The sequence below is a fragment of the Nonomuraea sp. NPDC049637 genome, from assembly GCF_040675235.1.
In the GTDB taxonomy this organism is placed as follows: domain Bacteria; phylum Actinomycetota; class Actinomycetes; order Streptosporangiales; family Streptosporangiaceae; genus Nonomuraea.
Genome location: NZ_JBFAOM010000012.1, coordinates 150,778 through 175,842, shown reverse-complemented (window position 1 = coordinate 175,842; position 25,065 = coordinate 150,778). Strand labels below are relative to the sequence as shown.

General features: G+C 72.1%; 23 protein-coding genes and 1 pseudogene. 15 read left to right on the top strand and 9 right to left on the bottom strand.

The window, feature by feature from the left end:
* Window positions 1-5 precede the first annotated feature (5 nt).
* Window positions 6-311: a GNAT family protein gene (locus AB0J71_RS19135; protein ID WP_364415244.1), complete on the top strand. Its 306-nt coding sequence runs from the start codon at window positions 6-8 to the stop codon at window positions 309-311.
* Here AB0J71_RS19135 and AB0J71_RS19130 read toward each other — a convergent pair.
* Window positions 278-518 (bottom strand): annotated as a pseudogene (locus AB0J71_RS19130) (hypothetical protein); the annotation flags it as partial. The gene AB0J71_RS19135 and the pseudogene AB0J71_RS19130 overlap by 34 nt on opposite strands.
* 551 nt (window positions 519-1,069) lie before the next feature.
* Between AB0J71_RS19130 and AB0J71_RS19125 the strand changes: the two are divergent.
* Both AB0J71_RS19125 and AB0J71_RS19120 read left to right on the top strand, forming a co-directional pair.
* Window positions 1,070-1,705 carry a sigma-70 family RNA polymerase sigma factor gene (locus AB0J71_RS19125; RefSeq protein ID WP_090930520.1) on the top strand — a complete coding sequence of 212 codons (636 nt, stop codon included), beginning with the start codon at window positions 1,070-1,072 and terminating at the stop codon, window positions 1,703-1,705.
* Window positions 1,702-1,884: a hypothetical protein gene (locus tag AB0J71_RS19120; protein ID WP_352318689.1), complete on the top strand. Its 183-nt coding sequence runs from the start codon at window positions 1,702-1,704 to the stop codon at window positions 1,882-1,884. The genes AB0J71_RS19125 and AB0J71_RS19120 overlap by 4 nt, the downstream gene beginning before the upstream one ends.
* Here AB0J71_RS19120 and AB0J71_RS19115 read toward each other — a convergent pair.
* Window positions 1,845-2,222, bottom strand: coding sequence for a DUF5319 domain-containing protein (locus tag AB0J71_RS19115; protein WP_090930411.1), 378 nt, complete (start codon window positions 2,220-2,222; stop codon window positions 1,845-1,847). The two genes, AB0J71_RS19120 and AB0J71_RS19115, sit on opposite strands and share 40 nt — an antisense overlap.
* A 39-nt stretch (window positions 2,223-2,261) precedes the next feature.
* The gene (locus AB0J71_RS19110; protein WP_352318691.1) at window positions 2,262-3,272 is read right to left on the bottom strand and encodes a LuxR C-terminal-related transcriptional regulator; all 1,011 of its coding nucleotides are present in this window, start codon (window positions 3,270-3,272) and stop codon (window positions 2,262-2,264) included.
* 435 nt (window positions 3,273-3,707) lie between these two features.
* Here AB0J71_RS19110 and guaB point away from each other — a divergent pair, with 435 nt between their 5' ends.
* From guaB to AB0J71_RS19080, 6 genes are all read left to right on the top strand, one after another.
* Complete coding sequence (guaB, locus tag AB0J71_RS19105) at window positions 3,708-5,189, top strand: IMP dehydrogenase (RefSeq protein ID WP_352318693.1); 1,482 nt, start codon at window positions 3,708-3,710, stop codon at window positions 5,187-5,189.
* A 4-nt stretch (window positions 5,190-5,193) separates the two neighbouring features.
* The gene (locus tag AB0J71_RS19100) at window positions 5,194-6,315 is read left to right on the top strand and encodes a GuaB3 family IMP dehydrogenase-related protein (protein WP_352318695.1); all 1,122 of its coding nucleotides are present in this window, start codon (window positions 5,194-5,196) and stop codon (window positions 6,313-6,315) included.
* Between the two features lie 198 nt (window positions 6,316-6,513).
* A complete protein-coding gene (locus AB0J71_RS19095) occupies window positions 6,514-7,725 on the top strand; it encodes a sigma-70 family RNA polymerase sigma factor (RefSeq protein ID WP_364415218.1) in 1,212 nt (403 codons plus the stop codon).
* A 1-nt stretch (window position 7,726) separates the two neighbouring features.
* Window positions 7,727-8,413 (top strand): SDR family NAD(P)-dependent oxidoreductase, encoded by a 687-nt coding sequence (locus tag AB0J71_RS19090; RefSeq protein WP_364415216.1) that lies wholly within the window; start codon window positions 7,727-7,729, stop codon window positions 8,411-8,413.
* A 40-nt stretch (window positions 8,414-8,453) separates the two neighbouring features.
* A complete protein-coding gene (locus tag AB0J71_RS19085) occupies window positions 8,454-9,230 on the top strand; it encodes a phosphotransferase (RefSeq protein ID WP_364415214.1) in 777 nt (258 codons plus the stop codon).
* Window positions 9,227-9,661, top strand: coding sequence for a GNAT family N-acetyltransferase (locus AB0J71_RS19080; RefSeq protein ID WP_364415212.1), 435 nt, complete (start codon window positions 9,227-9,229; stop codon window positions 9,659-9,661). The genes AB0J71_RS19085 and AB0J71_RS19080 overlap by 4 nt, the downstream gene beginning before the upstream one ends.
* Here AB0J71_RS19080 and AB0J71_RS19075 read toward each other — a convergent pair.
* Genes AB0J71_RS19075 through AB0J71_RS19060 form a run of 4 tightly spaced genes read right to left on the bottom strand, consistent with a single transcriptional unit; the run spans window position 9,651 to window position 13,390 of the window.
* Window positions 9,651-10,475 carry a class II fructose-bisphosphate aldolase gene (locus tag AB0J71_RS19075; protein ID WP_364415210.1) on the bottom strand — a complete coding sequence of 275 codons (825 nt, stop codon included), beginning with the start codon at window positions 10,473-10,475 and terminating at the stop codon, window positions 9,651-9,653. The two genes, AB0J71_RS19080 and AB0J71_RS19075, sit on opposite strands and share 11 nt — an antisense overlap.
* Before the next feature lie 10 nt (window positions 10,476-10,485).
* Window positions 10,486-11,388: a 1-phosphofructokinase family hexose kinase gene (locus AB0J71_RS19070; RefSeq protein ID WP_364415208.1), complete on the bottom strand. Its 903-nt coding sequence runs from the start codon at window positions 11,386-11,388 to the stop codon at window positions 10,486-10,488.
* Entirely contained in the window at window positions 11,388-12,521 is a 1,134-nt protein-coding gene (gene nagA / locus AB0J71_RS19065; RefSeq protein ID WP_364415206.1) for an N-acetylglucosamine-6-phosphate deacetylase, read from the bottom strand. Before nagA ends, AB0J71_RS19070 begins: the two co-directional genes overlap by 1 nt.
* Window positions 12,518-13,390: an SIS domain-containing protein gene (locus AB0J71_RS19060; RefSeq protein ID WP_352318710.1), complete on the bottom strand. Its 873-nt coding sequence runs from the start codon at window positions 13,388-13,390 to the stop codon at window positions 12,518-12,520. Before AB0J71_RS19060 ends, nagA begins: the two co-directional genes overlap by 4 nt.
* Before the next feature lie 128 nt (window positions 13,391-13,518).
* Here AB0J71_RS19060 and AB0J71_RS19055 point away from each other — a divergent pair, with 128 nt between their 5' ends.
* Both AB0J71_RS19055 and AB0J71_RS19050 read left to right on the top strand, forming a co-directional pair.
* Window positions 13,519-14,289 (top strand): DeoR/GlpR family DNA-binding transcription regulator, encoded by a 771-nt coding sequence (locus AB0J71_RS19055; protein WP_352318712.1) that lies wholly within the window; start codon window positions 13,519-13,521, stop codon window positions 14,287-14,289.
* 68 nt (window positions 14,290-14,357) lie between these two features.
* Window positions 14,358-16,094 carry a glycerol-3-phosphate dehydrogenase/oxidase gene (locus AB0J71_RS19050; RefSeq protein WP_364415242.1) on the top strand — a complete coding sequence of 579 codons (1,737 nt, stop codon included), beginning with the start codon at window positions 14,358-14,360 and terminating at the stop codon, window positions 16,092-16,094.
* A gap of 36 nt (window positions 16,095-16,130) precedes the next feature.
* On the opposite strand, the gene AB0J71_RS19045 is transcribed toward AB0J71_RS19050, so the two are convergent.
* Entirely contained in the window at window positions 16,131-18,200 is a 2,070-nt protein-coding gene (locus tag AB0J71_RS19045) for a beta-propeller domain-containing protein (protein WP_364415204.1), read from the bottom strand.
* 32 nt (window positions 18,201-18,232) lie between these two features.
* Complete coding sequence (locus AB0J71_RS19040) at window positions 18,233-20,425, bottom strand: WD40 repeat domain-containing serine/threonine protein kinase (RefSeq protein ID WP_364415202.1); 2,193 nt, start codon at window positions 20,423-20,425, stop codon at window positions 18,233-18,235.
* Between the two features lie 124 nt (window positions 20,426-20,549).
* Here AB0J71_RS19040 and AB0J71_RS19035 point away from each other — a divergent pair, with 124 nt between their 5' ends.
* From AB0J71_RS19035 to AB0J71_RS19020, 4 genes are read left to right on the top strand one after another with little or no spacing between them, the layout of a single operon-like run.
* Window positions 20,550-22,055 (top strand): succinic semialdehyde dehydrogenase, encoded by a 1,506-nt coding sequence (locus tag AB0J71_RS19035; RefSeq protein WP_352318716.1) that lies wholly within the window; start codon window positions 20,550-20,552, stop codon window positions 22,053-22,055.
* Window positions 22,052-23,710 (top strand): GMC family oxidoreductase, encoded by a 1,659-nt coding sequence (locus AB0J71_RS19030; RefSeq protein ID WP_352318718.1) that lies wholly within the window; start codon window positions 22,052-22,054, stop codon window positions 23,708-23,710. Before AB0J71_RS19035 ends, AB0J71_RS19030 begins: the two co-directional genes overlap by 4 nt.
* A gap of 2 nt (window positions 23,711-23,712) precedes the next feature.
* Complete coding sequence (locus AB0J71_RS19025) at window positions 23,713-24,318, top strand: TetR/AcrR family transcriptional regulator (protein ID WP_364415200.1); 606 nt, start codon at window positions 23,713-23,715, stop codon at window positions 24,316-24,318.
* A 5-nt stretch (window positions 24,319-24,323) separates the two neighbouring features.
* On the top strand, window positions 24,324-25,064 hold the full coding sequence (locus AB0J71_RS19020) for an MBL fold metallo-hydrolase (protein ID WP_352318722.1): 741 nt from the start codon (window positions 24,324-24,326) through the stop codon (window positions 25,062-25,064).
* Window position 25,065: the final 1 nt, after the last annotated feature.

The following is a 25,065-nucleotide window of genomic DNA, read 5'->3' as shown; positions in this document are numbered from 1 at the left end:
GCAACATCGCGTTGCACGGGCTTGACCTGGAGAACGCCCAGGCCCGGATCGGATACCGGATCGCGCCTTGGGCGCGCGGCCGAGGCGCCGCCACCGCATCCGTCCAGGCAGTCACGACATGGGCGATGACCACGCTGCAGCTCGCCCGGATCGTCCTCACGCATGCCGTCGAGAATCACGCCTCGTGCCGGGTGGCGCAGAAGTCGGGGTTCGTGCTGGAAGGCGTGATGCGATCAGCGAAGAGGTTCGGGGACGGCCGGCTTCATGATGAACACCTTCATGCTTGCCTGGCCACGGATCTGGCCTCCTGAGCATCCCTCACACCCCCGCCTCCCGGGTCGGAAAGCGGGGTCGAGGTGGGTGTGCCAGGGGCTCGGCGAGCCACCTCTGCCGGGGTGTCCCTGTTGAGCGCCTTGCGGGGGGCTGGCGTTCAGCTCGGCGGCCACAGCGTCGAGCTGGTCGCGAGTGTGGGCTGACAGGTCGGCGCCCTTGGGGACGTCCTGAGGTGGCAGGCCGTTGAGCCGCGTTGCTGTGGGCTGACCGGATCGCCCAGGTACGGGCATGTCGGTGGCGACCGTTGAACTCGTGGTGCCGCCCATCTCGGGGCCCTGATGCCAGGTTCGGGAGCGCCCAAGATGTGCGTCGTGCATGCTCTCGGCGTCGCGGCCCGACCACCATGGGGTGCTCTGGCGGCGCTGCTGGGCCGCTTCCCTGTGCGCGTTCCCAGGTCCTCCCGGAAGCCCCCTCATCGGGGCGTCGGCTGGGCAGGGCGGGCGCCGGTGGGGGACTGATGGGTTTTGGGGGCTTGGAAATGTGGGTGGGGCTTGTGGGGTGGAAGGGGGTGGGGGCGGGGAAAAATGGGGGAAGAGGTGGATTATTGGAGTAAACCGGCAGTGCGGGTTAAGCGTCGGGGTCTGGCAATTGTCGTGCATTTCGGCTTATCGAGTGAAACATTATGTCAGCTCATCAGGCTTAGTGTGGTCAGTCGATTACTGCTAGTTATCGTCGCTTCAATGTGACCAATCCGTAGCCGTTCGCCAGGGGGACAGGCCGGATCAGTGCGGGCATCATGCCTATCGTGAGCGAGGGAAGCGTCGCCGACGCCAAAATTGGGGTAAGGCTCGCGTCGAGACTTCCGGCACGGACGGATGACTCCGACCTTAGGGAACTGACGAGCCTCGCCGTGCAGGGAGATCGCAGTGCGATCGAATCCCTGCTCGGGGAGTTGCGTCCCATGGTGGTGCGGTATTGCCGCGCCAGGCTGGGCAGGGTTTCAGGGCAATATCACATTGCCGATGACGTAGCCCAGGAGGTGTGCATCGCGGTGTTGTCCGCGCTGCCGCGATACCGGGACATGGGGCGGCCTTTCGCGTCCTTCGTGTTCGGGATCGCCTCGCACAAGGTGGCCGACGCGCTGCGCAGTTCGGTGCGCTCGGCCGTGCCCACCCAGGATCTGCCCGACGGGCCCGACGACGGCCCCGGGCCCGAGGAGACGGTGGTCCGCTACATCGAGGTCGAGCACGCGCGCAGGCTGCTGGCCAGGCTGCCCGACAACCAGCGGGAGTTGCTGCTGTTGCGGGTGGTGTCGGGGCTGTCGGCCGAGGAGACCGGTAATGTACTCGGCATGTCACCAGGTGCGGTCCGCGTAGCCCAGCATCGGGCGCTGGCCAGGTTGCGGCAGATGGCCGAGCTGGAGTCGGCTTGACGCCGGAGGACGAGTTCCATGCGCTTCTCCAGACCGACGAGCTGCTCGACGCGGTCGCGCGGGGCCGGGCGCGGGATTCGTCCGACCCTGCGGTGCGGTTGCTGGGCGCGCTACTGGACGATGTCTCGGAGGAAGTCGATCAGCGGCGCTCCTCCGTGTCGATGACGCCGTCGACGTAGCCTCGGGCGTACTCCCAGCTGACGTAGTCGGCGGGGTCGGGGTGGAAGGCCGGCTCGTGCACCTGGGGCTGGCCTTTCTCGATCATCTGGCGAAGGTTGCCGCGCAGCAGCTCCCAGTCGAAGAAGTGCTGCTCGCCGCACTCGGGACAGTCGAGCACGAGGCCCAGCACCCCCTGCGGTTCGAGCAGGGAGCGAAAGACCTCGACGTCTGCCAGGTCGGTGATGGCCTCGTCGCGCTCGGCCGCGGTGAGTGGCTCGGCGTCGTCGAGAGCGCCCATCGCCGAGGACGGGTCGTTCGGGTCGTCCGCGAACGGGTCGCGGGGGACGTCTTCCAGCACCTTCCCACCATATGACCGAAGCGGCCCCGGCGGAGAGTATTAGCTGAGCCATCCCCGTCTGGCGGCCTCCACACCGGCGTGGAAGCGCGACTGGGCGCCCAGCTCGGCCATGGCGTCGGCGAACCTCGCGCGCACCGTGCGGACCGAGACGCCGAGCTGGCGGGCGATGGAGTCGTCGCACACGCCCTGCGCGGCCAGGCGGAGCACCTGGACCATGCCGTCGCCCCTGCGCCCCCAGGGCAGCGGCACGGCCCGGCCCCAGAGCTCCTGGAACAGCGAGCGCAGCATGCCGACGACGATCGGCGTGCGCACCAGGTAGAAGTTGTAGGCGTGGTCGGGCAGGTTGCCGCCCCACAGCGCGGGCAGGCCGGCGACCTCGGGCCCGGCCGTCATGAACCAGCTCGGCACCCGGTCGAGCGTGCGTACCTTGCCGCCGGTGTCGAGGAGCCGGGTGAGCTGCTCGCGTACGCCCGGCAGGCTCAGCGTGGAGACCGGAATGATCGCCTGAACGGTAAGAAGTTGCCGTTTTTGCGCATCAATCCATGGGTCCGCAAATTTACGAACAAAATCTGCCATTGTGCGCTCGTCCGGGATTGCGGTCAACAACTCCATGGGCGGCGATTGCACGGCTATGCCGACGACGCTCTCGTAGAGGACGTCCGCGCCGTTCACCATCTCCACCGGGAATGTGCCGCTCTGATAATCGCGGCCGGCGTCGTAGTCGTGGATCAGGCCGCGGATGGAGCCGAGCGCGGAGTCGATCCGGCGGCTCTCCTCGGCCAGCCGGTCGAGCCGCTCGGCGATGACCCGGCCGAGCGCCGCCGCCGGGTGCCTGGCCAGGTACTCGCCGGACTGCTCGTCGACCACCCCCAGCCTGACCAGGTCGTCGAGCTGGCGGCCGACCTTCTCGACGGGGCCGTCCATGGCCTGGGCGAGGTCGGTGCGCGTGGCCCTGTGCAGGCGTAGCAGCGCCGTGTAAAGGGCGGTCTGCGCCGGGTCGAGCCCCAGCGTCTCGAAGGGCTCTGCAACGCGCCTGGGCTGATTACGCATTATGGGCGGCTCCGTCGGGGGGACACGGGCGTGCCGCGAGGATAACCCCGTACCGCCTGTGTGTCCGGGGCTTGCCGCGGAATCGTCGGCGGAACGTGCAACTTCGTGCAATTGCACGTTTTCACATTGCGTCGTGCCGTTGAGTGACGCAGGCTTTACCTAGCGTCGGCACCCTGAAGCGGGGCCTTGCGGCAGCCGCCATCAGGACGCGGAGGGGGGTTCGGTGGCGTGAACACGCCGCCAGGCCTGGGTGCCGGTGGCCGGGGGATGGGACGGATCACCGACCGTCCCATCCCCCTGCACTTTGCGCGTTCCGGACGGCGAGGCCGGGCGCACGACGGGGCGTGGGGCCGTCGTGCTCCCGGCTTCGTTGCGTTTTGGAGGCAGGCCCTAGACTTAGGTCAATCAGCGCAGAGGTCAGGAGGGGGCCGAGGCATGTCCAAGTTCACCGAGATGGGTTTGACCTTCGACGACGTGCTGCTGGTGCCCGGCTACTCCGATCTCCAACCAGGTGAGGCCGACACCAGATCCCGTCTGTCACGGGACATCACGCTGTCCATCCCGCTCATCTCCGCGGCCATGGACACCGTCACCGAGGCCCGCATGGCGGTCGCCATGGCCCGTCAGGGCGGCATCGGCATCCTCCACCGCAACCTGTCGGTCGAGGAGCAGGCCCAGCAGGTCGATCTGGTCAAGCGGTCCGAGGCCGGCATGGTGACCAACCCGGTGACCTGCAGCCCCGACGACACGCTGGCCGACGTCGAGCGGCTGTGCGCGACGTACCGGATCTCCGGCGTGCCGGTGACGGACGTGGCGGGCACGCTGGTCGGCATCGTGACCAACCGCGACATGCGCTTCGAGACCGACCAGACCCGTCCCGTGCGCGAGGTCATGACCAAGATGCCGCTGGTCACCGCGCCGGTGGGGGTCTCGCGCGACGACGCGTTCGCGCTGCTGCGGCAGAACAAGATCGAGAAGCTTCCGCTCGTCGACCCCGACGGCAGGCTGCGCGGCCTGATCACGGTCAAGGACTTCACCAAGAGCGAGCAGTACCCGCTGTCCACCAAGGACGCCGACGGCCGCCTGCTGGTGGGCGCGGCGGTGGGCGTCGGCGGCGACGCGGAGCTGCGGGCCAAGGCGCTGATCGAGGCCGGGGTCGACGTCGTCGTCGTCGACGTGGCCCACGGTCACTCCAAGGGCCTGGCCGACATGATCGCCAAGCTCAAGGCCAACAGCAAGGTCCAGGTCATCGGCGGCAACATCGCGACCAGGGCGGGCGCCCAGATGCTGGTCGACGCGGGCGCCGACGCGGTCAAGGTCGGCGTCGGCCCCGGCTCCATCTGCACCACCCGCGTGGTGGCCGGCGTGGGCGCGCCGCAGGTCACAGCCATCCACGAGGCGTCCAAGGCGTGCGCCCCGGCCGGGGTGCCGGTGATCGGCGACGGCGGCCTCCAGTACTCGGGCGACATCGTCAAGGCCATCGCGGCCGGCGCCGACACGGTCATGCTGGGCTCGCTGCTCGCCGGCTGCGAGGAGTCGCCGGGCGAGCTGATCTTCATCAACGGCAAGCAGTTCAAGTCGTACCGGGGCATGGGGTCGCTCGGCGCGGTGCGCAACCGCGAGCGCGGCGGCACCTCCTTCAGCAAGGACCGCTACGCCCAGGCCGACGTCGGCGGCGACGACAAGTACATCCCCGAGGGCATCGAGGGCCAGGTGCCCTACCGCGGGCCGGTCGCGGCCGTCGCCCACCAGCTCATCGGCGGGCTGCGCCAGGGCATGTGGTACGCCGGCTGCCGCACGATCGAGCAGATGCACACCGACTGCGAGCTCATGCCGATCACGGCAGCGGGCCTCAAGGAGAGCCACCCCCACGACATCCAGATGACCGTGGAAGCTCCGAACTATCACAGAAGGTAAGTTCATGACTCAGCAGGTGGAGATCGGCCGGGGCAAGACCGGGCGGAGGGCGTACGCGCTCGACGAGATCGGGCTCGTGCCCTCGCGACGCACCCGTGACCCGGAGGAGGTGTCGATCGCCTGGCAGATCGACGCCTACCGGTTCGAGCTGCCCGTCGTCGTCGCCCCCATGGACAGCGTGGTCTCGCCCGCCACCGCGATCGAGATCGGCCGGCTCGGCGGCCTGGCCCCCCTCGACCTCGAAGGGCTCTGGACGCGCTACGAAGACCCGTCCCCGCTGCTGGAGGAGTGCGCCGCCCTCGACGCCGCGGCCGCGACCCGGCGGCTCCAGGAGATCTACAACGCGCCGATCAAGGAGGAGCTGATCGGGCGCCGGATCGAGGAGATCCGGGCGTCCGGGGTGACGACGGCCGTCCGCCTGTCGCCGCAGCGCACGGTCCAGTACCACAAGGCCGTGATCGACGCCGGCGTGGACATCTTCGTCATCCGCGGCACCACCGTCTCGGCCGAGCACGTCTCGGGCCGCGCCGAGCCGCTCAACCTCAAGCAGTTCATCTACGAGCTCGACGTGCCGGTCATCGTCGGCGGCTGCGCCACCTACACCGCGGCGCTGCACCTGATGCGCACGGGCGCGGCGGGCGTGCTGGTCGGCTTCGGCGGCGGCGCCTCGCACACCACCCGCAACGTGCTGGGCGTGGCCGTGCCGATGGCCACCGCGATCTCCGATGTGGCCGCGGCGCGCCGCGACTACATGGACGAGTCCGGCGGCCGGTACGTGCACGTGATCGCCGACGGCGGCATGGGCACCTCGGGCGACATCGCCAAGGCCATCGCGTGCGGGGCCGACGCCGTCATGGTGGGCTCGCCGCTGGCCAGGGCGTCCGAGGCCCCCGGCCACGGCTTCCACTGGGGCTCCGAGGCCCACCACCCCGACCTGCCGCGCGGCCGTCGCGTGGAGTTCGGCACGGTCGGGACGCTGGAGCAGATCCTGCACGGCCCCTCCAGCGTGGCCGACGGCTCGATGAACCTGATGGGCGCGCTCAAGCGCACGATGGCCTCCACCGGCTACTCCGACATCAAGGAGTTCCAGCGGGTCGAGGTCGTGGTCGCGCCGATCCAGCGCTGAGGCGGCGGCCGACCGACGTCCGCGACGGCTCCCGGGGGTTGCGGCCTCCGGGAGCCGAGTGCTTTCCGGGGGTCCTCACCTGCCCGCCCGAACCGAGTGCTTTCCGGGGGTTCTGCCGGCTCGCCGTGTCGAATCGGGACACCGCCGTTCGTGTAGGACATGCAAGGGTGACGCACGTGCCGGCGAGGTGGTCGCAGGATGTCCGATGAGGTCGAACGGGCCTTCCGGGAGGAGTACGGCCGGGCGGTGGCGGTGCTCGTCCGCGTGTTCGGTGACATCGACGTCGCCGAGGAGGCGGTGCAGGAGGCGCTCGCGATCGCGCTGCGGCAGTGGCCGCAGGCCGGCCCGCCGCCGAGCCCGGCCGGCTGGATCATCACGACCGCCAGGAACCGGGCCGTCGACCGGCTGCGCAGGGAGTCGGGCCGTCACGACAAGTACGTGCAGGCGGCGCTGCTGCACGCCCGGGACGAGCCCGCGGAGGAGGGGCCCGTACGGGACGAGCGGCTGCGCCTGATCTTCACCTGCTGCCATCCGGCGCTCGCTCCGCACGCGCGGGTGGCGCTCACGTTGCGGCTGCTCGGCGGGCTGACCACGGCCGAGATCGCGCACGCGTTCCTGGTGCCCGAGGCGACCATGGCCCAGCGGCTGGTCCGGGCCAAGAGCAGGATCCGGCAGGCGGGGATCCCGTACCGGGTGCCGGCGGCGGCGGACCTGCCCGACCGGCTGCGCGCGGTGCTGGCGGTGCTCTATCTGATCTTCAACGAGGGCTACACGGCCAGTTCGGGCGAGCGGCTGGTGCGCGAGGACCTGTGCGCGGAGGCCGTCCGGCTCGGCCGCCTGCTCGCCGAGCTGATGCCGGACGAGCCCGAGGTGTGGGGCCTGCTGGCGCTGATGCTGCTGGTTGGGTCGCGCCGGGCGGCGCGCACCGGGGACGGCGGCGAGCTGGTGCCGCTGCCCGAGCAGGACCGCGCCCTGTGGGACCGCGCGCTGGTCGAGGAGGGGCAGGCGATCGTCCGGCGCTGCCTGCGGTGGGGGCGGCCGGGGCCCTACCAGGTGCAGGCCGCGATCAACGCCGTGCACGGCGACGCGGCGAGCGCGGGGGAGACCGACTGGCGGCAGATCGTCCAGCTCTACGACCTGCTGCTGGCGTTCACGCCGGGGCCGGTCGTGGCGTTGCACCGGGCGGTGGCGGTGGCCGAGGCGGAGGGCGCCGAGGCGGGGCTTGCGCTGGTGGAGGGGCTGGAGGTGACAGGCTATTACCTGTTCCACGCCGTACGGGCCGACCTGCTGCGACGGCTGGGACGCGACGAGGAGGCGGCGCAGGCGTACGGCGAGGCCATCGCCCGTGCGGGCAACGAGGTCGAGCGGGAGTTCCTGCGCCGCAGGCGCGCGACGTTGAGGGGGACGTGAGATGGACCGGGTGTGCGTGGTCACGGGGGCCAACCGGGGGATCGGGCTGGAGGTGGCCAGGCAGCTCGCGGCGGCGGGCGACACGGTGGTGCTGACCGCCAGGGACGAGCGCAAGGCCGCCGAGGCGGCGGCCGGGATCGGCGGCGAGGTGCTGGCGCGGCGGCTCGACGTCGCCGACGAGCGGTCGGCGGCCGACCTGGCGCGGGAGCTGGAGAAGACCCACGGGCGGGTCGACGTGCTGGTCAACAACGCCGCCATCCATTACGACACCTGGCAGCGGGCCAGCGACGCGGACCTGGGCGTGGTGTCGGAGGCGCTGGAGACGAACCTGCTGGGCGCCTGGCGGGTCACGCTCGCGCTGCTGCCGCTGTTGCGCGGCAGCGCGCACGGCCGGATCGTCAACGTCTCCAGCGAGATCGGCTCGCTGGCCCCGATGGGCGGCGGCACGCCCGCGTACACGGTGTCGAAGACCGCGCTGAACGCGCTGACCAGGATGCTCGCGGCCGAGCTGCGCGGGGACGGCATCCTGGTCAACGCCGTCTGCCCGGGATGGGTGGCGACCGACATGGGCGGCCCCGGCGGGCGGCCGGTCGCCGAGGGCGCGCGGAGCGTGTTGTGGGCGGCGGACCTGCCCGACGACGGGCCGGCCGGCGGCTTCTTCCGCGACGGCGAGCCGTTGCCGTGGTGACGGGCGCGAGCTTCTGAGGCAGGCCGTATCCTGCCGTGGCATGGCCGATCTCGTACACACCCACGTCCTCGACATCCACGGCGACGTCGTCACCAAGCGCTACGTCGACGGAAAGGCGGGCGCGGCCGAGCGCGAGTGGCGGGCGCTCACCCTGCTGGCCGAGCATGCCCCGGGCCTGTCCCCGCGGCCGATCGCCTTCGAGGACGGCGTCGTCCGCATGACCAGGATCGACGGCGTGCCCCTGCGCGGCCTGGCCGCCGGGCAGGCGCCCCTGGCCGCCATGGCCGCGGCGCTCACCGAGCTGTACGAGGCCGTCCCGCCGGGCGTGCTGGCGGCCGTCCCGGTGCGCCCGTGGCAGGCCGAGGCGGTCGCGGGGCAGGTCAGGGAATGGCTGGGCGCCTGGCGGCCGCGCGGCCCGCGGGCCGACCACGCGGTCAGGGAGGGCCTGCGCTGGCTGGCGGGCTGGCGTCCGGGGGAGTCGGGCGTCCGGCCGGTGTTCGGGGCGGGCGACGGCAACCTGGCGAACTTCCTGTGGGACGGCACACGCGTGCGCATCGTCGACTTCGAGGACTCCGGGCGCAGCGACCTGGCCTTCGAGCTGGCCGAGCTGGCCGAGCACGTCTCGATGTGGGTGGACGGCGAGGTGGAGATCGCCGACCGGTTCGAGCTGAGCGGGCCGCAGGCGCGCCGGCTGCGCGACTGCCGCAGGCTGCAGAGCCTGATCTGGCTGTTCCTGCTCTCGCACGACAGCCCGCGCAACCCGCCCGGCACCTTCGATCGTCAGGTCGACAGGGTGCTGCGATCATTGGGGGCATGAGACTGGCGCAGGAGGCCGACAGGGCCGCCGTCGAGCAACTCGTCCATGACGCCTACCAGCCATGGGCCGAGATCATCGGCACCCGGCCGCTGCCCATGGAGGCCGACTACGCGGCCCTCATCGCCGCCGGCCGGGTGCACGTCACCGACGGCCTGGAAGGGCTGGTCGTGCTCATCCCCGAGGAAAGCACGCTGCTGGTGGACAACGTGGCGGTGCGGCCCGACCTGCACGGCAGGGGCATCGGCCGGGGGCTGCTGGCCTACGCCGAGCGGGAGGCCGCCCGGCTCGGCCTGTCCGCCCTGCGCCTCTACACCAACGTCAGGATGGCCTCGAACATCGCGCTTTACACCTCGCTCGGCTACGCCGAGATCGGCCGGGCCGACCTCGACGGCCGGTCGGCCGTGGTGATGCGCAAGGAGCTCAGCCGGTGAGCACGCCCAGCAGGTGACTCACCTCGCGGGCCACGGCGTCGCGGCCGGCGTTGAGGTACTTGCGGGAGTCGACCACCCGCTCGTCGTGGGCCAGGTAGTCGCGTACGGCCCGGGTGAACGCCTTGTTCAGGTGGGTGGCGATGTTGATCTTCTTCATGCCGCTGGCCACCGCCTCGCGCAGCACGTCGTCGGGCACGCCGGACGAGCCGTGCAGCACCAGCGGCACCGGCACCGCCGCCCGCAGCTCGGCGACGAGCTCCAGGTCGAGCACGGCGTCCTTGGTGGTCATGGCGTGCGAGGTGCCGACGGCCACGGCGAGCGCGTCGACGCCGGTCCTGGCGACGTAGTCGACGGCCTCGTGCGGCTTGGTGCGGGCGCCGGGCGCGTGCACGCCGTCCTTGCCGCCGACCTCGCCGAGCTCGGCCTCCACCCAGACGCCGCGCTCGTGGCACCAGGCCGCCACCTCGGCCGTGGCCGCCACGTTCTCCTCGTCGGGCAGGGCGGAGGCGTCGTACATCACCGAGCCGAGGCCCAGCGCGACCGCCTCCTCCACCAGCGCGCGGTCGGTGGCGTGGTCGAGGTGGACCGCGACCGGCACCTCCGCGCGGCGCGCGACGGCCAGCGCGGCCAGCGCGACGGGTTCGAGCGCGCCGTGGTAGCGCACGCAGTTCTCGCTGATCTGCAGCACGACCGGCAGGCCGAGCGCCTCGGCGCCGGCCACGATCGCGGTGGCGTGCTCCAACTGGATCACGTTGAACGCGCCCACCCCTGCGGGGGACTGCCGGACGATGTCGCCTATTCCGGCGAGGGCCATGACGAGCTCCTTACGTGATGACGATCTGGGGGTGTATGTCGGCGTAGACCTCGCCGTCGAAGTCGCCGGCGACCGGCGCGGCCACGGCGGCCGCGCCCAGCGCCGCGGCCCGCCGCAGCCGGTCGGGCCACGGGGAGCCCTCGACCAGGCCCAGCGCCAGCCCCGCGACCAGCGAGTCGCCGGCCCCGGTCGGGTTTCCCCGCACGGTGTAGGGCATCCGCGCCCGGAAGGTGCCCTCGCCCGTCACCGCGAGCAGCCCGTCGGCGCCCATGGAGACGACCACGGCCTCGGCCCCACGCTCGCGCAGCGCCTGGGCGCCCTCCTCGGGCGTGCCGCCGGGAACCGCCCTGGCCAGTTCCTCGGCGTTGGGCTTGACGACGGCAGGACGGCCCTCCGGCGCGTGCCGCAGGGGGTCGCCGTCGGCGTCGACGACGGCCGGCACGCCCGCGCGGGCGGCGACGGCGGCCAGCGTCGCGTAGAAGTCGGTGGGGACGCCGCGCGGCAGGCTCCCGGAGACCACCACCGCGTCGGCGCCGGCCAGCAGCGAGGTGTACCGCTCCACGAACGCGGCCAGCTCGGCCGCCGTCACCTCGGGGCCGGACTCGTTGAACAGCGTGGCCGCGCCCGGCTCGGAGACCACCAGCGTGGTGCGGGACTCGGCGGCGATGCCGGTCAGCGCGGCGGGCAGCCCCGCGGCTCGCAGGTCGTGCTCGATCGCGCGGCCCGTGGGCCCGCCCGCCAGCCCCGTGACCAGGACCTCCTGGCCGAGGGCGGCCAGCACGCGGGCCACGTTGACGCCCTTGCCGCCGGCCCGCCGGTGGACGGCGCCGACCCGGTTGACGCCGTTCCAGGCGACGGACGGGACCTCGTAGGTCACGTCGAGCGCGGCGTTGAGCGTCACGGTGATGATCATCAGGGCTCCGTGATCCAGTCGCCGTTCTTCATCACGCCGTCGACCTCCAGCTCGCCGGAGAGCACCACCAGGTCGGCCGCCTTGCCGACGGCGATCGAACCGATCTCCTCGGCCAGGCCGAGCACCCTGGCGGGGGTGAGCGAGGCCACCTGGACGGCGTCCGGCAGGGACATGCCCAGCTCGCGCACGCCGCGGCGGAAGGCGGCGTCCATGGTGAGGGTGGAGCCCGCGATCGAGCCGCCCTCGACCAGCCTGGCCACGCCGTCGGTCACGCGCACCCGCATGGGGCCGAGCACGTAGTCGCCGTCGCCGAGGCCCGTGGCCGCCATCGCGTCGGTGATCAGCACCGTCCGGCCGGGACCGGCCACCTCGTAGGCCAGGCGCAACATCGCCGCGTGCACGTGGGCGCCGTCGTTGACCAGCTCGACCGTGACGCGCTCGTCCTCCAGCAGGGCGGCGATCGGGCCGGGCGCGCGGTGGCCGAGCTGCGGCATCGCGTTGTAGAGGTGGGTGGCGACGGTGGCGCCCGCCTCGATGGCGGCGATGGCCTGGTCGTAGTCGGCGTCGCTGTGGCCGAGCGCCGCGATCAGGCCCTCGCCGACGGCCGTGCGGATCGTGTCGAGGCCGCCGGGCAGCTCGGCGGCGACGGTGACCATGCGCGCGTGCCCGCGCGCGGCCTTGACCAGCGCCGACAGCTCCTGCGGCGACGGCTCGCGCAGCAGGGCGGGGTTGTGCGCGCCGCAGCGGGCCTTGGCGATGTACGGCCCCTCGAAGTGGATGCCCGCCAGCAGCCCCTCCTCGCACAGCTCGGCCAGCGAGGAGGCGGCCCTGGACAGCTCGTCGAGCGCGTCGGTGACCAGGCTGGCCATCATCGTGGTGGTGCCGTGCCGCCGGTGCAGGGCCACGGCGTCGCGGGCCTTGTCCTGGTCGCCGGTGGGGAACGACCCGCCCGCGCCGCCGTGGTTGTGGATGTCGACGAACCCGGGGACGACGTGCCGCCCCCCGAGGCTCAGGCCGGGGCTGGGGGCCGATCCGTGGCCGACATGCGTGATGCGGCCGTCTTCGATGGTCAGCCACCCTTCGTGCACCCCTTCGGGGGTCACGATCCGGGCGTCGGCGAGAGTAAGGCTCATGAAGAAAGGATCACAGATCGCGTGAGGTGCATGGGCTCGTCGGGGTTCAGCCCACGGGCGAAGGCCCGCGCGACCGCCACCCGCTGGGCGCGCACCAGCTCGGCCATGGGGTCGAGGCCGCTGTCGAAGAACGTGCCGCCGGTCGCCTCGACCTGCTCGCGCAGGCCCTCCGGGGCGGTGCCGAGCATCCACGTGACGCGGCCGGGGCCCGCGATGCTGATCGGGCCGTGCCGGTACTCCATCGCCGGGTACGCCTCCGTCCACGACCGGGACGCCTCGCGCATCTTCAGCGCGGCCTCCTGGGCCAGGCCGACCGACCAGCCGCTGCCGAGGAAGCTGAACTGCTCGGCCTCGACGAGCCCGGCGGGCAGCGGCTCGGCCAGGGCCCGCTCGGCGTCGGCGATCGCGCCGGTCAGGTCCTCGCCGAGGCTGGCGCGGAGCATGGCGAGCTGGGTGGTGGCGAAGCGGGTCTGCACGACGGACGTCTCGTCGGCGTAGTCGAGCACGATGACCTCGTCGGCGGCCGTCATGATCGGCGTCTTCGGGTCGGCGGTGATGGCCGTCGTGCGGGCGCTCGTCCTGGACAGCAGTTCCAGCACCTCGGTGGTGGTGCCGGAGCGGGTCAGCGCGAGCACCCTGTCGTAGGAGCGGCCGACCGGCGCCTCGGACGCGGCGAACGCGTCGGTCTCGCCCAGGCCGGCCCGCTCGCGCAGCGTGGCGTAGGCCATCGCGATGAACCACGACGTGCCGCAGCCGACGACGGCCACCCGCTCGCCTGGCTCGGGCAGCGCGCCCGCGGGCACGTCGGCCACCGCGCGGCGCCAGCAGGACGGCTGGGACTCGATCTCGGCTTCGGTATGGGTGGTCACCACGTTCCTCCCCGTTGGTGTTTGTTTCTGCCTTTTTTATACAGTAAAAGCGCAGTTTTGTGCAGTGGTCGCTCTCACCTGCCTGCCTGTGCCACGCTTGATCCCGTCCGGATCTCATTGGAGGCTTCGTGTCCCGCTACGATCGCTGGAACGCCATCCTGGAGCTGCTCGCCCAGGAGGGCAGGCTGTCGGTGGAGGAGGCCGCCCAGGCGCTCGACGTCTCGACCGCCACGATCCGGCGTGACTTCGACCAGCTCGCCCAGCAGCAGATGCTCATGCGCACGCGCGGCGGGGCCGTCGCCCAGAGCGTCAGCTACGACCTGCCGCTGCGCTACAAGACGGCCAGGCACGCCGACGAGAAGCACCGCATAGCGGCCGCGGCGGCCGACCTGGTGAGCCCGGGCGCCGTGGTCGGGCTCAACGGCGGCACCACGACCTCCGAGCTGGCCCGCACCCTCGCCACGCTGTCCACGCTGGAGAGCGGGTTCACGATCGTCACCAACGCCCTGAACATCGCCGCCGAGCTGACCGTGCGGCAGCACGTCAAGATCGTGGTCACCGGCGGGGTGGCCAGGCAGCAGTCGTACGAGCTGATCGGGCCGCTGGCCTCGGGCGTGCTCGAACAGGTCACCCTCGACGTGGCCTTCCTCGGCGTCGACGCGATCGACGTCGAGCTGGGCGCCTCGGCCCACCACGAGGGCGAGGCCAGCGTGAACAACCTGCTGATCAGCCGGGCCGCCCAGGTCGTGGTGGTGGCCGACTCCTCCAAGGTGGGCCGGCGGGCCTTCTCCCGCATCTGCCCGATCGAGCAGATCGACACGCTGGTCACCGACGAGCGGCTGTCCGACGAGCTCACCGGCCGGCTCACCGACGCGGGCGTCAAGGTCGTACGCGCCTGAGCCGTCCCTGCGTTACATGGAACCGGGCGTACGGGTAGGTACTGACGCAGACGACGCAAGGGGAGATGATGACGGCGGGTAGGAGCGTGGCCCGGCTCGGGCCCACCGAGCGCGCGGCGGCGCTGGCGGAGATGTCCGCCCAGGAGTTCGACGTGGTCGTGGTCGGCGGCGGCGTCGTGGGGGCGGGCACCGCGCTCGACGCCGCGACCCGGGGCCTCGACGTGGCCCTGCTGGAGGCCCGCGACTTCGCCTCCGGCACCTCGTCGCGCTCGTCCAAGCTCATCCACGGTGGCCTGCGCTATCTGGAGCAGCTCAACTTCGACCTGGTGCGCGAGGCGCTGCAGGAGCGGGCGCTGCTGCTCCAGCGCCTGGCGCCGCACCTCGTCCGGCCGGTGCCGTTCCTGTTCCCGATGACCCATTTCGGCTGGGAACGCGGCTACGTGGGCGCCGGCGTGGCGCTCTACGACACGCTCGGCTTCGCCTCCGGGCTCACCCGCGGGGTGCCCGGCCATCGGCACCTGTCCAGGTCACGGGCGTTGCGGCTGGCCCCCGCGCTGAAGAAGAGCGCGCTCACCGGCGCCGTCCAGTACTGGGACGCCCAGGTCGACGACGCCCGTTACGTGATGACCATGCTGCGCACCGCCGCCACGTACGGCGCCCGGGTCGCGCCGCGCGCCCAGGTGGTCGGGTTCCTGCGGGAGGGCGAGCGGGTCACCGGCGTGCGGGCGCGCGACCTGGAGACCGGCGCCGAGTTCGACGTACGCGCCCAGCAGGTCGTCAACGCCACGGGTGTGTGGACCGACGACATCCAGGAGCTGGTCGGCGGCCGCGGCCAGATCCACGTACGGGCCTCCAAGGGCATCCACCTGCTGGTGCCGCGCGACCGCATCCACTCCCGCACCGGCATCATCCTGCGCACGGAGAAGTCGGTGCTGTTCGTGATCCCGTGGGGCCGCCACTGGATCATCGGCACCACCGACACCGAGTGGACGCTCGACAAGGGCCATCCGGCGGCCTCCCGGGCCGACATCGACTACCTGCTCGACCACGTCAACGCCGTGTTGTCGGTGCCGCTGACCCGCGACGACGTCGAGGGCGTCTACGCCGGGCTGCGCCCGCTGCTGTCGGGGGAGTCCGACGAGACGTCGAAGTTGTCGCGCGAGCACGTCGTGGCGCATCCGGTGCCGGGGCTGGTGATGATCGCCGGCGGGAAGTACACGACGTACCGGGTGATGGCCCGCGACGCGGTGGACGCGGTGGCGCACGGGCTCGACCAGCGGGTGCCGCGCTCGTGCACCGACCGCATCCCGCTGGCCGGGGCCGAGGGCTACCAGGCGTTGTGGAACTCCCGCTATCGCCTCGCCCACACCTCGGGCCTGCACGTCGCCCGCATCGAGCACCTGCTCCAGCGCTACGGCTCGCTCATCGACGAGGTGCTGCAGCTGATCGAGGACGATCCGTCGCTGGGCCGGCCGCTGGCCGGGGCCGACGACTACCTGCGGGCCGAGATCGTCTACGCCGCCACCCACGAGGGCGCCAGGCACCTCAACGACGTGCTGACCAGGCGCACGCACATCTCCATCGAGACCTTCCACCGCGGCCTGGCCGTGGCGCAGGAGGCCGCCGAGCTGCTGGCCGGGCCGCTCGGCTGGGACGCCGAACAGGTGAAACGCGAGGTGGAGTACTACACCAAGCGCGTCGAGGCCGAACGGCGCTCCCAGGAGCAGGACTCCGACCAGGAGGCCGACGCCATCCGGCTGGGCGCCCCCGAGATCGTGCCCGTGGTCGCGCCCGAGCGCGGGTGACCGGCCCGCCGGACCGGCCACCCGCCCCGACGGGGGTCAGCGCAGCGGGATCCACGCCTGACGGGCCAGCGTCGTGGCGTCGTTGACCTGGAGGCCGTCCCAGGACAGCGTCCAGAGGGCGTCGCCGATGACGATCGAGCGCTGGATGCCGGGCTGGTAGGCGTAGTCCTTGTCCTGGTGCGTGGGGTGCTTGATCATGCCGAGCTTCTTGACGGCCGAGTCGTCGATCTTCAGCACGAGCGCGCCCGACTCCTTGGGGGTCATCAGCGGCAGCACCGACAGGCCGGTCTTCGGCCAGTACAGGAACGCGTGCGGGTCCCACTCGGCCTCGGAGCCCGACTCCTTCTGGAAGAGCTGCGACAGCCTGCGCGGGGCGGCCGGGTCGCCGACGTCGAACAGCGAGACCTGCGTGCCGAGCGTCCTGCCCTTGTCGCTGGCCTCCTGGCCGATGCCGATCAGCCGGCCGTCCGCGCCGGGGTGCAGGTAGGCCGAGTAGCCGGTGATCTTCAGCTCGCCGGTCACCTTGGGGGCGGCCGGGTCGCGCAGGTCGAGCGTGTAGAGCGGGTCCACCTGCTTGAACGTCACGACGTAGCCCACCGGGCCGATGAACCGGACCGAGTAGATGCGCTCGCCCTTGCCGAGGCCGCCGACCTCGCCGGCCTTGGCCATGGTGGCGGCGTCGAGCACGTAGACGCTGCTGGCGCTGTTCCTGCCGTCGGGGGAGGTGAGGGTGGTGGCGACGCGGAGGTGGCCCTCGTACTCCGACAGCGAGTACTGGTTGAGCAGGCGGCCGGGGACCTTGCCGGAAGCCACGTACGAGGGGGCGCCGGCGGCGCTGATGTCGAACCGGTGGACCTCGGTCTCCTCAGGCGGCGCCGTCGGAGTGGGCACGGGCTCGGCGGTGGGCGTGGCGGGCGTGGCAGGGGCGCTGCTCGTCACGGCGGGGTCGCTCGTCACAGGCGGGTCGCTCGTCACGGGCGGGTCGCTCGTCACGGGCGGGTCGCTCGTCACGGGCGGGTCGCTCGGGGTGGGCTCGACGGCCGGGGCGGCGCCGTCGGTGGCCGTCGGCACGGGCTCGACCGGCATCGGCTCGGTGACCACCGGGAACCACCAGCGGGGGTTGCTGGCGACGTACAGGCTCGTGCCGCTGCCGTAGACGGTGTCGCCGTCGGCGGCCAGGCTGATGGGCTCGGTGCCGGTCGCGGCGACGTCCTGGGTCAGGTCGATGCTGTGGACGGTGAGCAGCGAGGTGCCGGTGTAGTCGGCGGGGTGGCTGACCCGCTCGCACTTGACCGTGTCCTTCTTGACCGCGCCGGACCCGCCGGTGATCTCGACCGTGGGCAGCCAGGCGGACAGCGGCGCCCGCCGCACGACGTCCTGGTTGGCCTTCTTGCGGTCGGCCTCGGAGGCGTCCGGGTTCTTGGGCTCGGGGAAGGTGATGTCGGGCTGGCTGCGGGTGACGAGCCGGACCGTGGAGCCGATCATCCTGGCGTCCACGTACGAGCCCTGCGCCCGGATCGTGCTGAGCACCTTCGGCTGCCCGGCCAGGTCGACCACGACGTAACGGGTCTCGCCGGGCGGCGCGAAGGACTTCACCATGATGTCGCCGCCGCGGAACAGCACCAGCGCGCGGTCGCCGGACAGCAGCAGGTCGGCGGGGGTGAAGGTCGGCTCGTCCTTCTTGGTGAGCTTGAGCGACGCCGTGACCTTCCTGGTCGCGGTGTCGATGACCCGCAGGGTGCCGTCCACGACCGTGACGATCCGGTTGCCGTCGGTCTTGACCAGGTCGGGCTCGTCCACGCCCGCCTCGTGCACGTTCGTGGTGGAGTGCTCCGGGGTGTTGGAGGTGGTCTTCGCCCGCGCGGTGGCGGCGGTGTCCTCCATGTACATGATCTGCGGGCCGCCGAACCCCCACGGGCCGACGTTCTCCGCGGCGTGCTCCCGCAGGCCCGACAGCATGTCGTCGCAACTGTCGTAGGCGACCAGGCGGACGGCGTCGAGCGTGACCTTCGGCACGGGCGCCTGGCCCGTGGCCGCCGAGGTGCAGGCCGTGGCGGCCATGGCGAGGGCCGCGGCGGTCACGGCCGTACGGAACAGCGTCTTCATGACCTCCATGACGGCTGCGCGGGCCGGATGGTTCAGGAGCCCTTGGCCGGGTTGGCGGTGAAGACCGGGCTGAAGTCGACGTCGCCGGGCACGTCGAGGATCTTGCGCAGCAGGGTGCCCTTGAGGTCGACGACCTGGATCTCGTCCTTGGTGTTGTTGTCCTGCTCCCAGCAGTAGAGGTGGGTGTCGTCGTACCAGCCGAGCACCTTGTCGCAGTCGGAGGTGAACTTGTGCGTGCGGTCGCCCGACTTGACGTCCCACACGCAGGTGTCGCCGTCGCTGCCGTTGGGGCAGTCGGACAGGAACGACTCGCCCGAGGGGGAGAAGACGTCCTGGGTGCCGGCGGGCAGCGTGCCGATCGAGCGCAGGTCGCGGGTGGCCTTGCCGTCGGCGTCGAAGAAGCGCAGGCTGCGGTTCTTCTCCGGGCCGAAGACGTTGATCACGCCGGTGCCCTCGCCGTCCCAGCCGAAGGCGGTCTTGCGGACGGCGGAGTCGTCCACCATGACGGTCTTCGCCTTCATCGTGGCGACGTCCACGATGACGAAGCCGGGGTAGGTCCAGGTGTCGCCGCTCTTCCGCTCGATGTTGAGCAGGATCTTGGAGCCGTCCTCGGACCAGCTGCGGATGCTGGCGATCAGCGGGCCGCGGACGGTCTTGATCGTGGTGCGCCCGCCCGTCTGGCGGTCGCTGACGATGATGTAGTCGTAGTTGTCGTCGGTGTACTTGCGGCCGCGGGTGGCCAGGTAGCGGCCGCCGGGGGAGACGTTCGACTCCCAGTTGCCGGCGTACTTGCGGAACGGGCCGCGCAGCGAGTCCCTGGCGTGGTCGATCCAGTCGTCCTTCTTCTTGTCGTAGATCTCGTAGGAGGTCAGGACGATGGCGTCGGAGGTGTTCTCGTAGAGGTCGACCGCGGCGCCGGGCAGCGTCTTGCGCGGCCCCTCCTCGGGGACGGCGACCGGCGCGACCGACGCCGTGACCGACGGCGTGGCGGGCGGCACGCTGCGCCCGGACGGCCGGCCGGACGCCGACGTCGTGACGCCGCCGTCGGCGGCCAGGGTCGTCCTGTTGTTGGCGATGAGCACGGCGAGCCCGGCCAGCACGAGTAACGCGACGCCCAGCGTGGCCCCGATGACCAGCGGCGCCCTGCTCTTCCCGGCCGGCCGCCGGGGGTGCACGCCCGGGTGGGTGGGCTGCGCGTACGGGCCGGGCGGGTGCCACTGCTGCTGCGGGTACGGCTGCGGGCCTCCCGGCACCGGCCCCGTCATCGGCCCGTGCGGAGGCCCTTGCGGCGGTCCCTGTGGAGGACCCTGTGAAGGCCCCTGTGGAGGTCCCTGCGGCGGCGCGTGGGGCGCTCCCTGGGGCGGTCCCTGCGGGTGCTGCTGCGGCGGCGCCGTCATCGGGCCCACTACCGGCCCGGCCGGGACGGCCTCGGCGGCGGCCGCGGCGAGGATGGGCGAGTTCGCCGGCATCGGGTGCTGGAGCAGGCGCATGATCACCTGCTCGGCCGTCGGCCGCTGCGCCGGGTCCTTGGCCAGGCACGCGGCCACGACGTCACGCAGCGCGCCGTCGAGCACGCCGAGGTCGGGCTGCTGGTTGAGGACCCGGTTGATCACCGCCGGCATGGTGTCGCTGCCGAACGGCGCCCGTCCCGACGCCGCGTAGACCATCGCGCTGGCCCACGAGAACATGTCGGCCGCCGGCCCGGCGGTGTGGCCCATGATCTGCTCGGGCGGCATGTACGACGGCGTGCCCACGACCATGCTGCTGATCGTCGAGGTCGCGTTGAGCGCCCGCGCGATGCCGAAGTCGATCACCCGCGGGCCGTCCGCGCCCAGGATGACGTTGGCGGGCTTGAAGTCGCGGTGGACGATGCCGGCCTGGTGGATGGCGGCCAGCGCGGTCGCGGTGCCGATGGCCAGCCGGTGCAGCGTGGACCCGGTGCGCGGCCCCTCCTCCTGCACCACCCGCTGCAGCGAGGGGCCCTCGATGAACTCGCTGACGATGTAGGGCCGGTCCTGCTCGACGCCGGTGCCGAGGACGGCCGCGGTGCAGAACGGCGCCACCTGCTGGGCCACCTGGACCTCGCGCAGGAACCGCTCGACGCTCACGTCGTCGCCGGACAGGTCGGGGCGCAGCCACTTGACGGCGACGTGCGCGCCGGAATGATCTTTCGCGAGGTAGACGACGCCCTGGCCGCCCTCGCCAAGCCGGCCGAGGAGATCCATGCCGGCCAGACTCGCCGGATCTCCCGGGCGTAGCGGAGCGAACGATGGCATAAGAGGATTCTGACCCCACCCCGCGAATCCGCAAAAACTACCCGCCGGTAGCCAAGCGGAATATCCTTCGGGCATGCACGTCACGTCCAGCGGCAAGACCCGGGAGATCACCGCCCCCTTCACCGGCGAGCCGCTCGCCGAGCTGCCCATTTCCACGGCCGACGACGTACGCCTGGCCTACGAGCGAGCCAGGGCCGCCCAGGCCGAGTGGGCGGCCAGGCCCGCCGCGGCGCGGGCCAGACCGTTCCTGCTGCTGCACGACGCCATCCTCGACCGCAGGGACGAGATCCTCGACATCGTCCAGAACGAGACCGGCAAGGCCCGCAAGCACGCCTTCGAGGAGGTGCTCGACGTCGCCGGGTGCAGCCTCTACTACGCCCGGCGGGCGTCCGGGCTGCTCGCGCCGCGCACGCGCAAGGGCATCTTCCCCGGCGCCACCCGCGTGACCGAGCTGCGCCAGCCCAAGGGCGTGGTCGCGCTGATCTCCCCGTGGAACTACCCCCTCTCGCTCGGCGTCACCGACGCCGTGCCCGCGCTGCTGGCCGGCAACGCGCTGGTGCACAAGCCGGACACCCAGACGGCCATGTCCACGTTGTGGACCATCGACCTGCTGGCCGAGCTGGGCATGCCGCGTGAGATCTGGCAGGTCGTGCTGGGCGAGCCCGCCGAGATCGGCGACGCGCTGCTCGACGACGCCGACTACGTCGCGTTCACGGGGTCGACCAGGGGCGGCAGGAAGATCGCCGAGGAGGCGGCCAAGCGGCTCATCGGCTGCTCGCTGGAGCTCGGCGGCAAGAACCCGATGGTGGTGCTCGAAGACGCCGACGTGCCGCTCGCCGTCCAGGGGGCGATCCGGGCCTGCTTCACCAACGCCGGCCAGCTCTGCCTGTCCATCGAGCGGCTGTACGTGCACACGTCCGTGTTCGACGACTTCGCCGCGCGCCTGGTCAGGCAGGTCGGCAACCTCAAGCTCGGCGCGGGCCACGACTGGTCGGTCCAGATGGGCTCGCTCACCTCGCAACGCCAGCTCGACGCGGTCAGCGCCCACGTGGACGACGCCGTGGCCAAGGGCGCGACCGTGCTGACCGGCGGCCGGGCCAGGCCCGACCTCGGCCCGCTGTTCTACGAGCCGACCGTGCTCACCGGCGTGCGCGACGACATGGACCTGTGCCGCAACGAGACGTTCGGGCCGGTGGTCGCCCTCTACCCCTTCGACTCGGAGGAGGAGGCGATCGAGCTGGCCAACGACACCATCTACGGCCTGAACGCCTCCATCTGGACCACCGACCCGGCCCGCGGCCGCGCCCTGGCCGCCCGCGTCAAGGCCGGCACGGTCAACATCAACGAGGGGTACGGCTCGGCCTACGCCTCCTACGACGCGCCCATGGGCGGCATGAAGGCCTCGGGGCTCGGCCGCCGGCACGGCGCGGAGGGCCTGCTGCGCTACACCGAGTCCAAGACCGTGGCCTCGCAGGCGTCCTGGCTGGGCTTCGAGCCGCCCTTCGACCTGACGTACGAGACGTGGGCCGACGTCCTGGCCGGCACCCTCAAGGCGATGCGGAAGCTGCGGATCAAGTGACGTTCGACGTTCTGGTCATCGGGTCGGGGTTCGGCGGCAGCGTCTCGGCGCTGCGGCTGAGCGAGAAGGGGTACAAGGTCGGCGTGCTGGAGGCGGGCCGCCGGTTCGACGAGTCCACGCTGCCGGCCACCTCGTGGAAGCTGCGCGACTTCCTGTGGGCGCCCTGGCTCGGCATGAAGGGCATCCAGCGCATCCACGTGCTGCGCGGAGAGCGCGGCACCGGCGTGATGGTGCTGGCCGGAGCCGGGGTGGGCGGCGGGTCGCTGGTCTACGCCAACACCCTCTACGAGCCGCTCGACCCGTTCTTCCGCGACCCGCAGTGGGCCGGCATCACCGACTGGAAGGCGGAGCTGGCCCCCCACTACGACCAGGCCAGACGCATGCTCGGCGCGGTCACGAACCCCACCGTCACCCGCGCCGACGACGTCATGCGCCGGGTCGCCGAGAAGATGGGCGTGGGCGACACCTTCCACCTGGCCCCGGTCGGCGTCTACTTCGGCGAGGACGGCGTCGACCCGTACTTCGGCGGCGCGGGGCCGCGGCGGCGCGGCTGCATCGAGTGCGGGCAGTGCATGACCGGCTGCCGCCACGGCGCCAAGAACACGCTGGTCAAGAACTACCTCCACCTGGCCGAGCGGGCGGGCGCCCGGGTCTACGCCGAGTGCACGGTCACCTCGGTGCGCCCGCTGCCCTCCGGCGGCTACCGGGTCGTCGCCCGCCGGACGGGGTCGGCGCTGCGCCGCCGTTCGTTCACCGCCAAGCAGGTGATCTTCGCGGCCGGCACGTACGGCACCCAGCGCCTGCTGCACAAGCTGCGCGCCACCGGCGACCTGCCCCGCCTGTCGCCCAGGCTCGGCACGCTGACCAGGACCAACTCCGAGGCCCTGCTCGGCTTCGAGCGCACGTCGGCGGGCGGCGAGAAGCTCAACAAGGGCGTGGCCATCACCTCCTCCATCCACCCCGACGCCGAGACCCACATCGAGCCGGTGCGTTACGGCGACGGCTCCAACGCCATGGGCCTGCTGCGCACCCTGCTCGTGGACGGCGGCCAGCCGCGGTGGCCGGCGCTGTTCCGGGAGATCGCCGCGCGGCCCCTGGAGGCGCTGCGGCTGCTCGACCTGCGCCGCTGGTCGGAACGGACCGTCATCGCGCTGGTCATGCAGGCCAAGGACAACTCGATCACCATCCGGCGCACCCGCTGGGGCCTGCGGTCGGCCCGCGGCCACGGCGAGCCCAACCCGACCTGGATCCCGGCCGGGCACGAGGCCGTCCGGCACGCGGCGGCCGAGATCGGCGGGGTGCCCGGCGGCACCTGGCTCGACCTGTTCGACATCCCGACGACGGCCCACTTCCTCGGCGGCTGCGTGATCGGCGACTCGCCCGAGACCGGCGTGATCGACGCCTACCACCGCGTCTACGGCCACGAGGGGCTGCACGTAGTGGACGGCTCGGCGGTGTCGGCCAACCTCGGGGTGAACCCGTCGCTCACCATCACCGCGCAGGCCGAGCGGGCCATGTCCCTGTGGCCCAACGCCGGCGACCCCGATCCCAGGCCCGCCACGGGCTCGCCGTACGTCCGGCTGCCTCCGGTGGCGCCCCGCCGGCCCGCCGTGCCGGAGCGGGCTCCGGGGGCGCTCCGTCTGTATACATTGTAAACATGAGCGAGCGAGGGACGGCGGCCCGCATCGAGGCCGTGGCCCGGCAGATCCTGCTGGAGGAGGGCGCCGACGCCGTCAGCATGCGGCGGGTCGGCGAGGCCGTGGGCGTCACCGCCATGGCCATCTACCGGCACTTCCCCAACAGGGAGGCCCTGCTGCGCGCCGTCGCCGACGCCGCCGCCCGCGAGCTGGCCGAGGCGTGGACCCGCAGGCCCGGCACGGGCGACGTGGAGGAGCGCATGATGGCGGCGCTCGACGACTTGCTCGACTTCGCGCTCGGCAGCCCCCACCTGTACAACTTCCTGACCTCCGACGCCTGGGCGCGGGCCCGCCGTTTCCCCGACGACTTCCGCGACGGGGAGGGCCCGCCGTTCAGCGTGGTGGTGGCGCTGGCCGAGGAGGGCATGCGCGCGGGCGTGCTGCGCGAGGACGACCCGCTGGAGACCGCGCTCGCGGTCACGTCGAGCACCCAGGGCCTGGTCCAGCAGTACCTGAGCGGCCGGATGCGCATGGCCGAGCCCGACTTCCGCGCCCTGTGCCACCGCACGGTGACCCGGGTGCTCAACGGCGTACGGAATAAACCTTCTGTCCCTCCGTGTCCTTGACGAACATGAAGATTCGTTACGCCGGTGGTCCGACCGCCGTCATCGAGCTGGGCGGCGTCCGGCTGCTGGTCGATCCCACCTTCGACGCGCCGGGCGACCACCCGGTCGGCGCCAGGGTGCTCAAGAAGACGGCCGGCCCCGCCTTCGGCCCCGACGAGGTGGGTCCGGTGGACGCCGTGCTGCTCTCGCACGACCAGCATCCCGACAACCTCGACGACGCCGGCCGCGCGTTCCTCGCCACGGCCCCGCTGGCGCTGTCCACCGCCTCGGCGGCCGAGCGCGTCGGCGAGCCGGTGCGCGCCCTGCCCAACTGGAGCGAGACCGAGGTCGGCCCGCTGCGGGTGACCGGCGTGCCCGCCCAGCACGGCCCCGACGGGACCGAGCACCTGACGGGCGAGGTCACCGGGTTCGTGCTCAGCGGCGAGGGCCTGCCCACCGTCTACGTGAGCGGCGACAACGCCTCGCTCGACGTCGTACGGGCCGTGGCCGCCAGGTTCCCGCGGATCGACGTGGCGCTGCTGTTCGCGGGCGGCGCGCGCACCCCTCTCGTGGCCGGCTTCCTGACGCTGACCAGCGAGGACGCCGTCACCGCCGCCGACATCCTGGGCGCGCGGCACGTCGTCCCGCTGCACTTCGAGCAGTGGGCGCACTTCACGCAGGGCAGGGACACGCTGGAGAAGGCGTTCGCGGGGCTCGGGGAGCGGTTCGTGCTGCTCGCCCCTGGCGAACAGGTGGAGCTTTCCTGAG

Excerpts from the sequence above, each read along its gene's own strand:
- AB0J71_RS19125 (WP_090930520.1), top strand. The coding sequence starts at position 1,070 with ATGCCTATCGTGAGCGAGGGAAGCGTCGCCGACGCCAAAATTGGGGTA.
- AB0J71_RS19110 (WP_352318691.1), bottom strand. The coding sequence starts at position 3,272 with ATGCGTAATCAGCCCAGGCGCGTTGCAGAGCCCTTCGAGACGCTGGGG.
- guaB (WP_352318693.1), top strand. The coding sequence starts at position 3,708 with ATGTCCAAGTTCACCGAGATGGGTTTGACCTTCGACGACGTGCTGCTG.
- AB0J71_RS19100 (WP_352318695.1), top strand. The coding sequence starts at position 5,194 with ATGACTCAGCAGGTGGAGATCGGCCGGGGCAAGACCGGGCGGAGGGCG.
- AB0J71_RS19095 (WP_364415218.1), top strand. The coding sequence starts at position 6,514 with ATGTCCGATGAGGTCGAACGGGCCTTCCGGGAGGAGTACGGCCGGGCG.
- AB0J71_RS19090 (WP_364415216.1), top strand. The coding sequence starts at position 7,727 with ATGGACCGGGTGTGCGTGGTCACGGGGGCCAACCGGGGGATCGGGCTG.
- AB0J71_RS19085 (WP_364415214.1), top strand. The coding sequence starts at position 8,454 with ATGGCCGATCTCGTACACACCCACGTCCTCGACATCCACGGCGACGTC.
- AB0J71_RS19080 (WP_364415212.1), top strand. The coding sequence starts at position 9,227 with ATGAGACTGGCGCAGGAGGCCGACAGGGCCGCCGTCGAGCAACTCGTC.
- AB0J71_RS19075 (WP_364415210.1), bottom strand. The coding sequence starts at position 10,475 with ATGGCCCTCGCCGGAATAGGCGACATCGTCCGGCAGTCCCCCGCAGGG.
- AB0J71_RS19070 (WP_364415208.1), bottom strand. The coding sequence starts at position 11,388 with ATGATCATCACCGTGACGCTCAACGCCGCGCTCGACGTGACCTACGAG.
- nagA (WP_364415206.1), bottom strand. The coding sequence starts at position 12,521 with ATGAGCCTTACTCTCGCCGACGCCCGGATCGTGACCCCCGAAGGGGTG.
- AB0J71_RS19050 (WP_364415242.1), top strand. The coding sequence starts at position 14,358 with ATGACGGCGGGTAGGAGCGTGGCCCGGCTCGGGCCCACCGAGCGCGCG.
- AB0J71_RS19045 (WP_364415204.1), bottom strand. The coding sequence starts at position 18,200 with ATGAAGACGCTGTTCCGTACGGCCGTGACCGCCGCGGCCCTCGCCATG.
- AB0J71_RS19040 (WP_364415202.1), bottom strand. The coding sequence starts at position 20,425 with ATGGATCTCCTCGGCCGGCTTGGCGAGGGCGGCCAGGGCGTCGTCTAC.
- AB0J71_RS19035 (WP_352318716.1), top strand. The coding sequence starts at position 20,550 with ATGCACGTCACGTCCAGCGGCAAGACCCGGGAGATCACCGCCCCCTTC.
- AB0J71_RS19025 (WP_364415200.1), top strand. The coding sequence starts at position 23,713 with ATGAGCGAGCGAGGGACGGCGGCCCGCATCGAGGCCGTGGCCCGGCAG.
- AB0J71_RS19020 (WP_352318722.1), top strand. The coding sequence starts at position 24,324 with ATGAAGATTCGTTACGCCGGTGGTCCGACCGCCGTCATCGAGCTGGGC.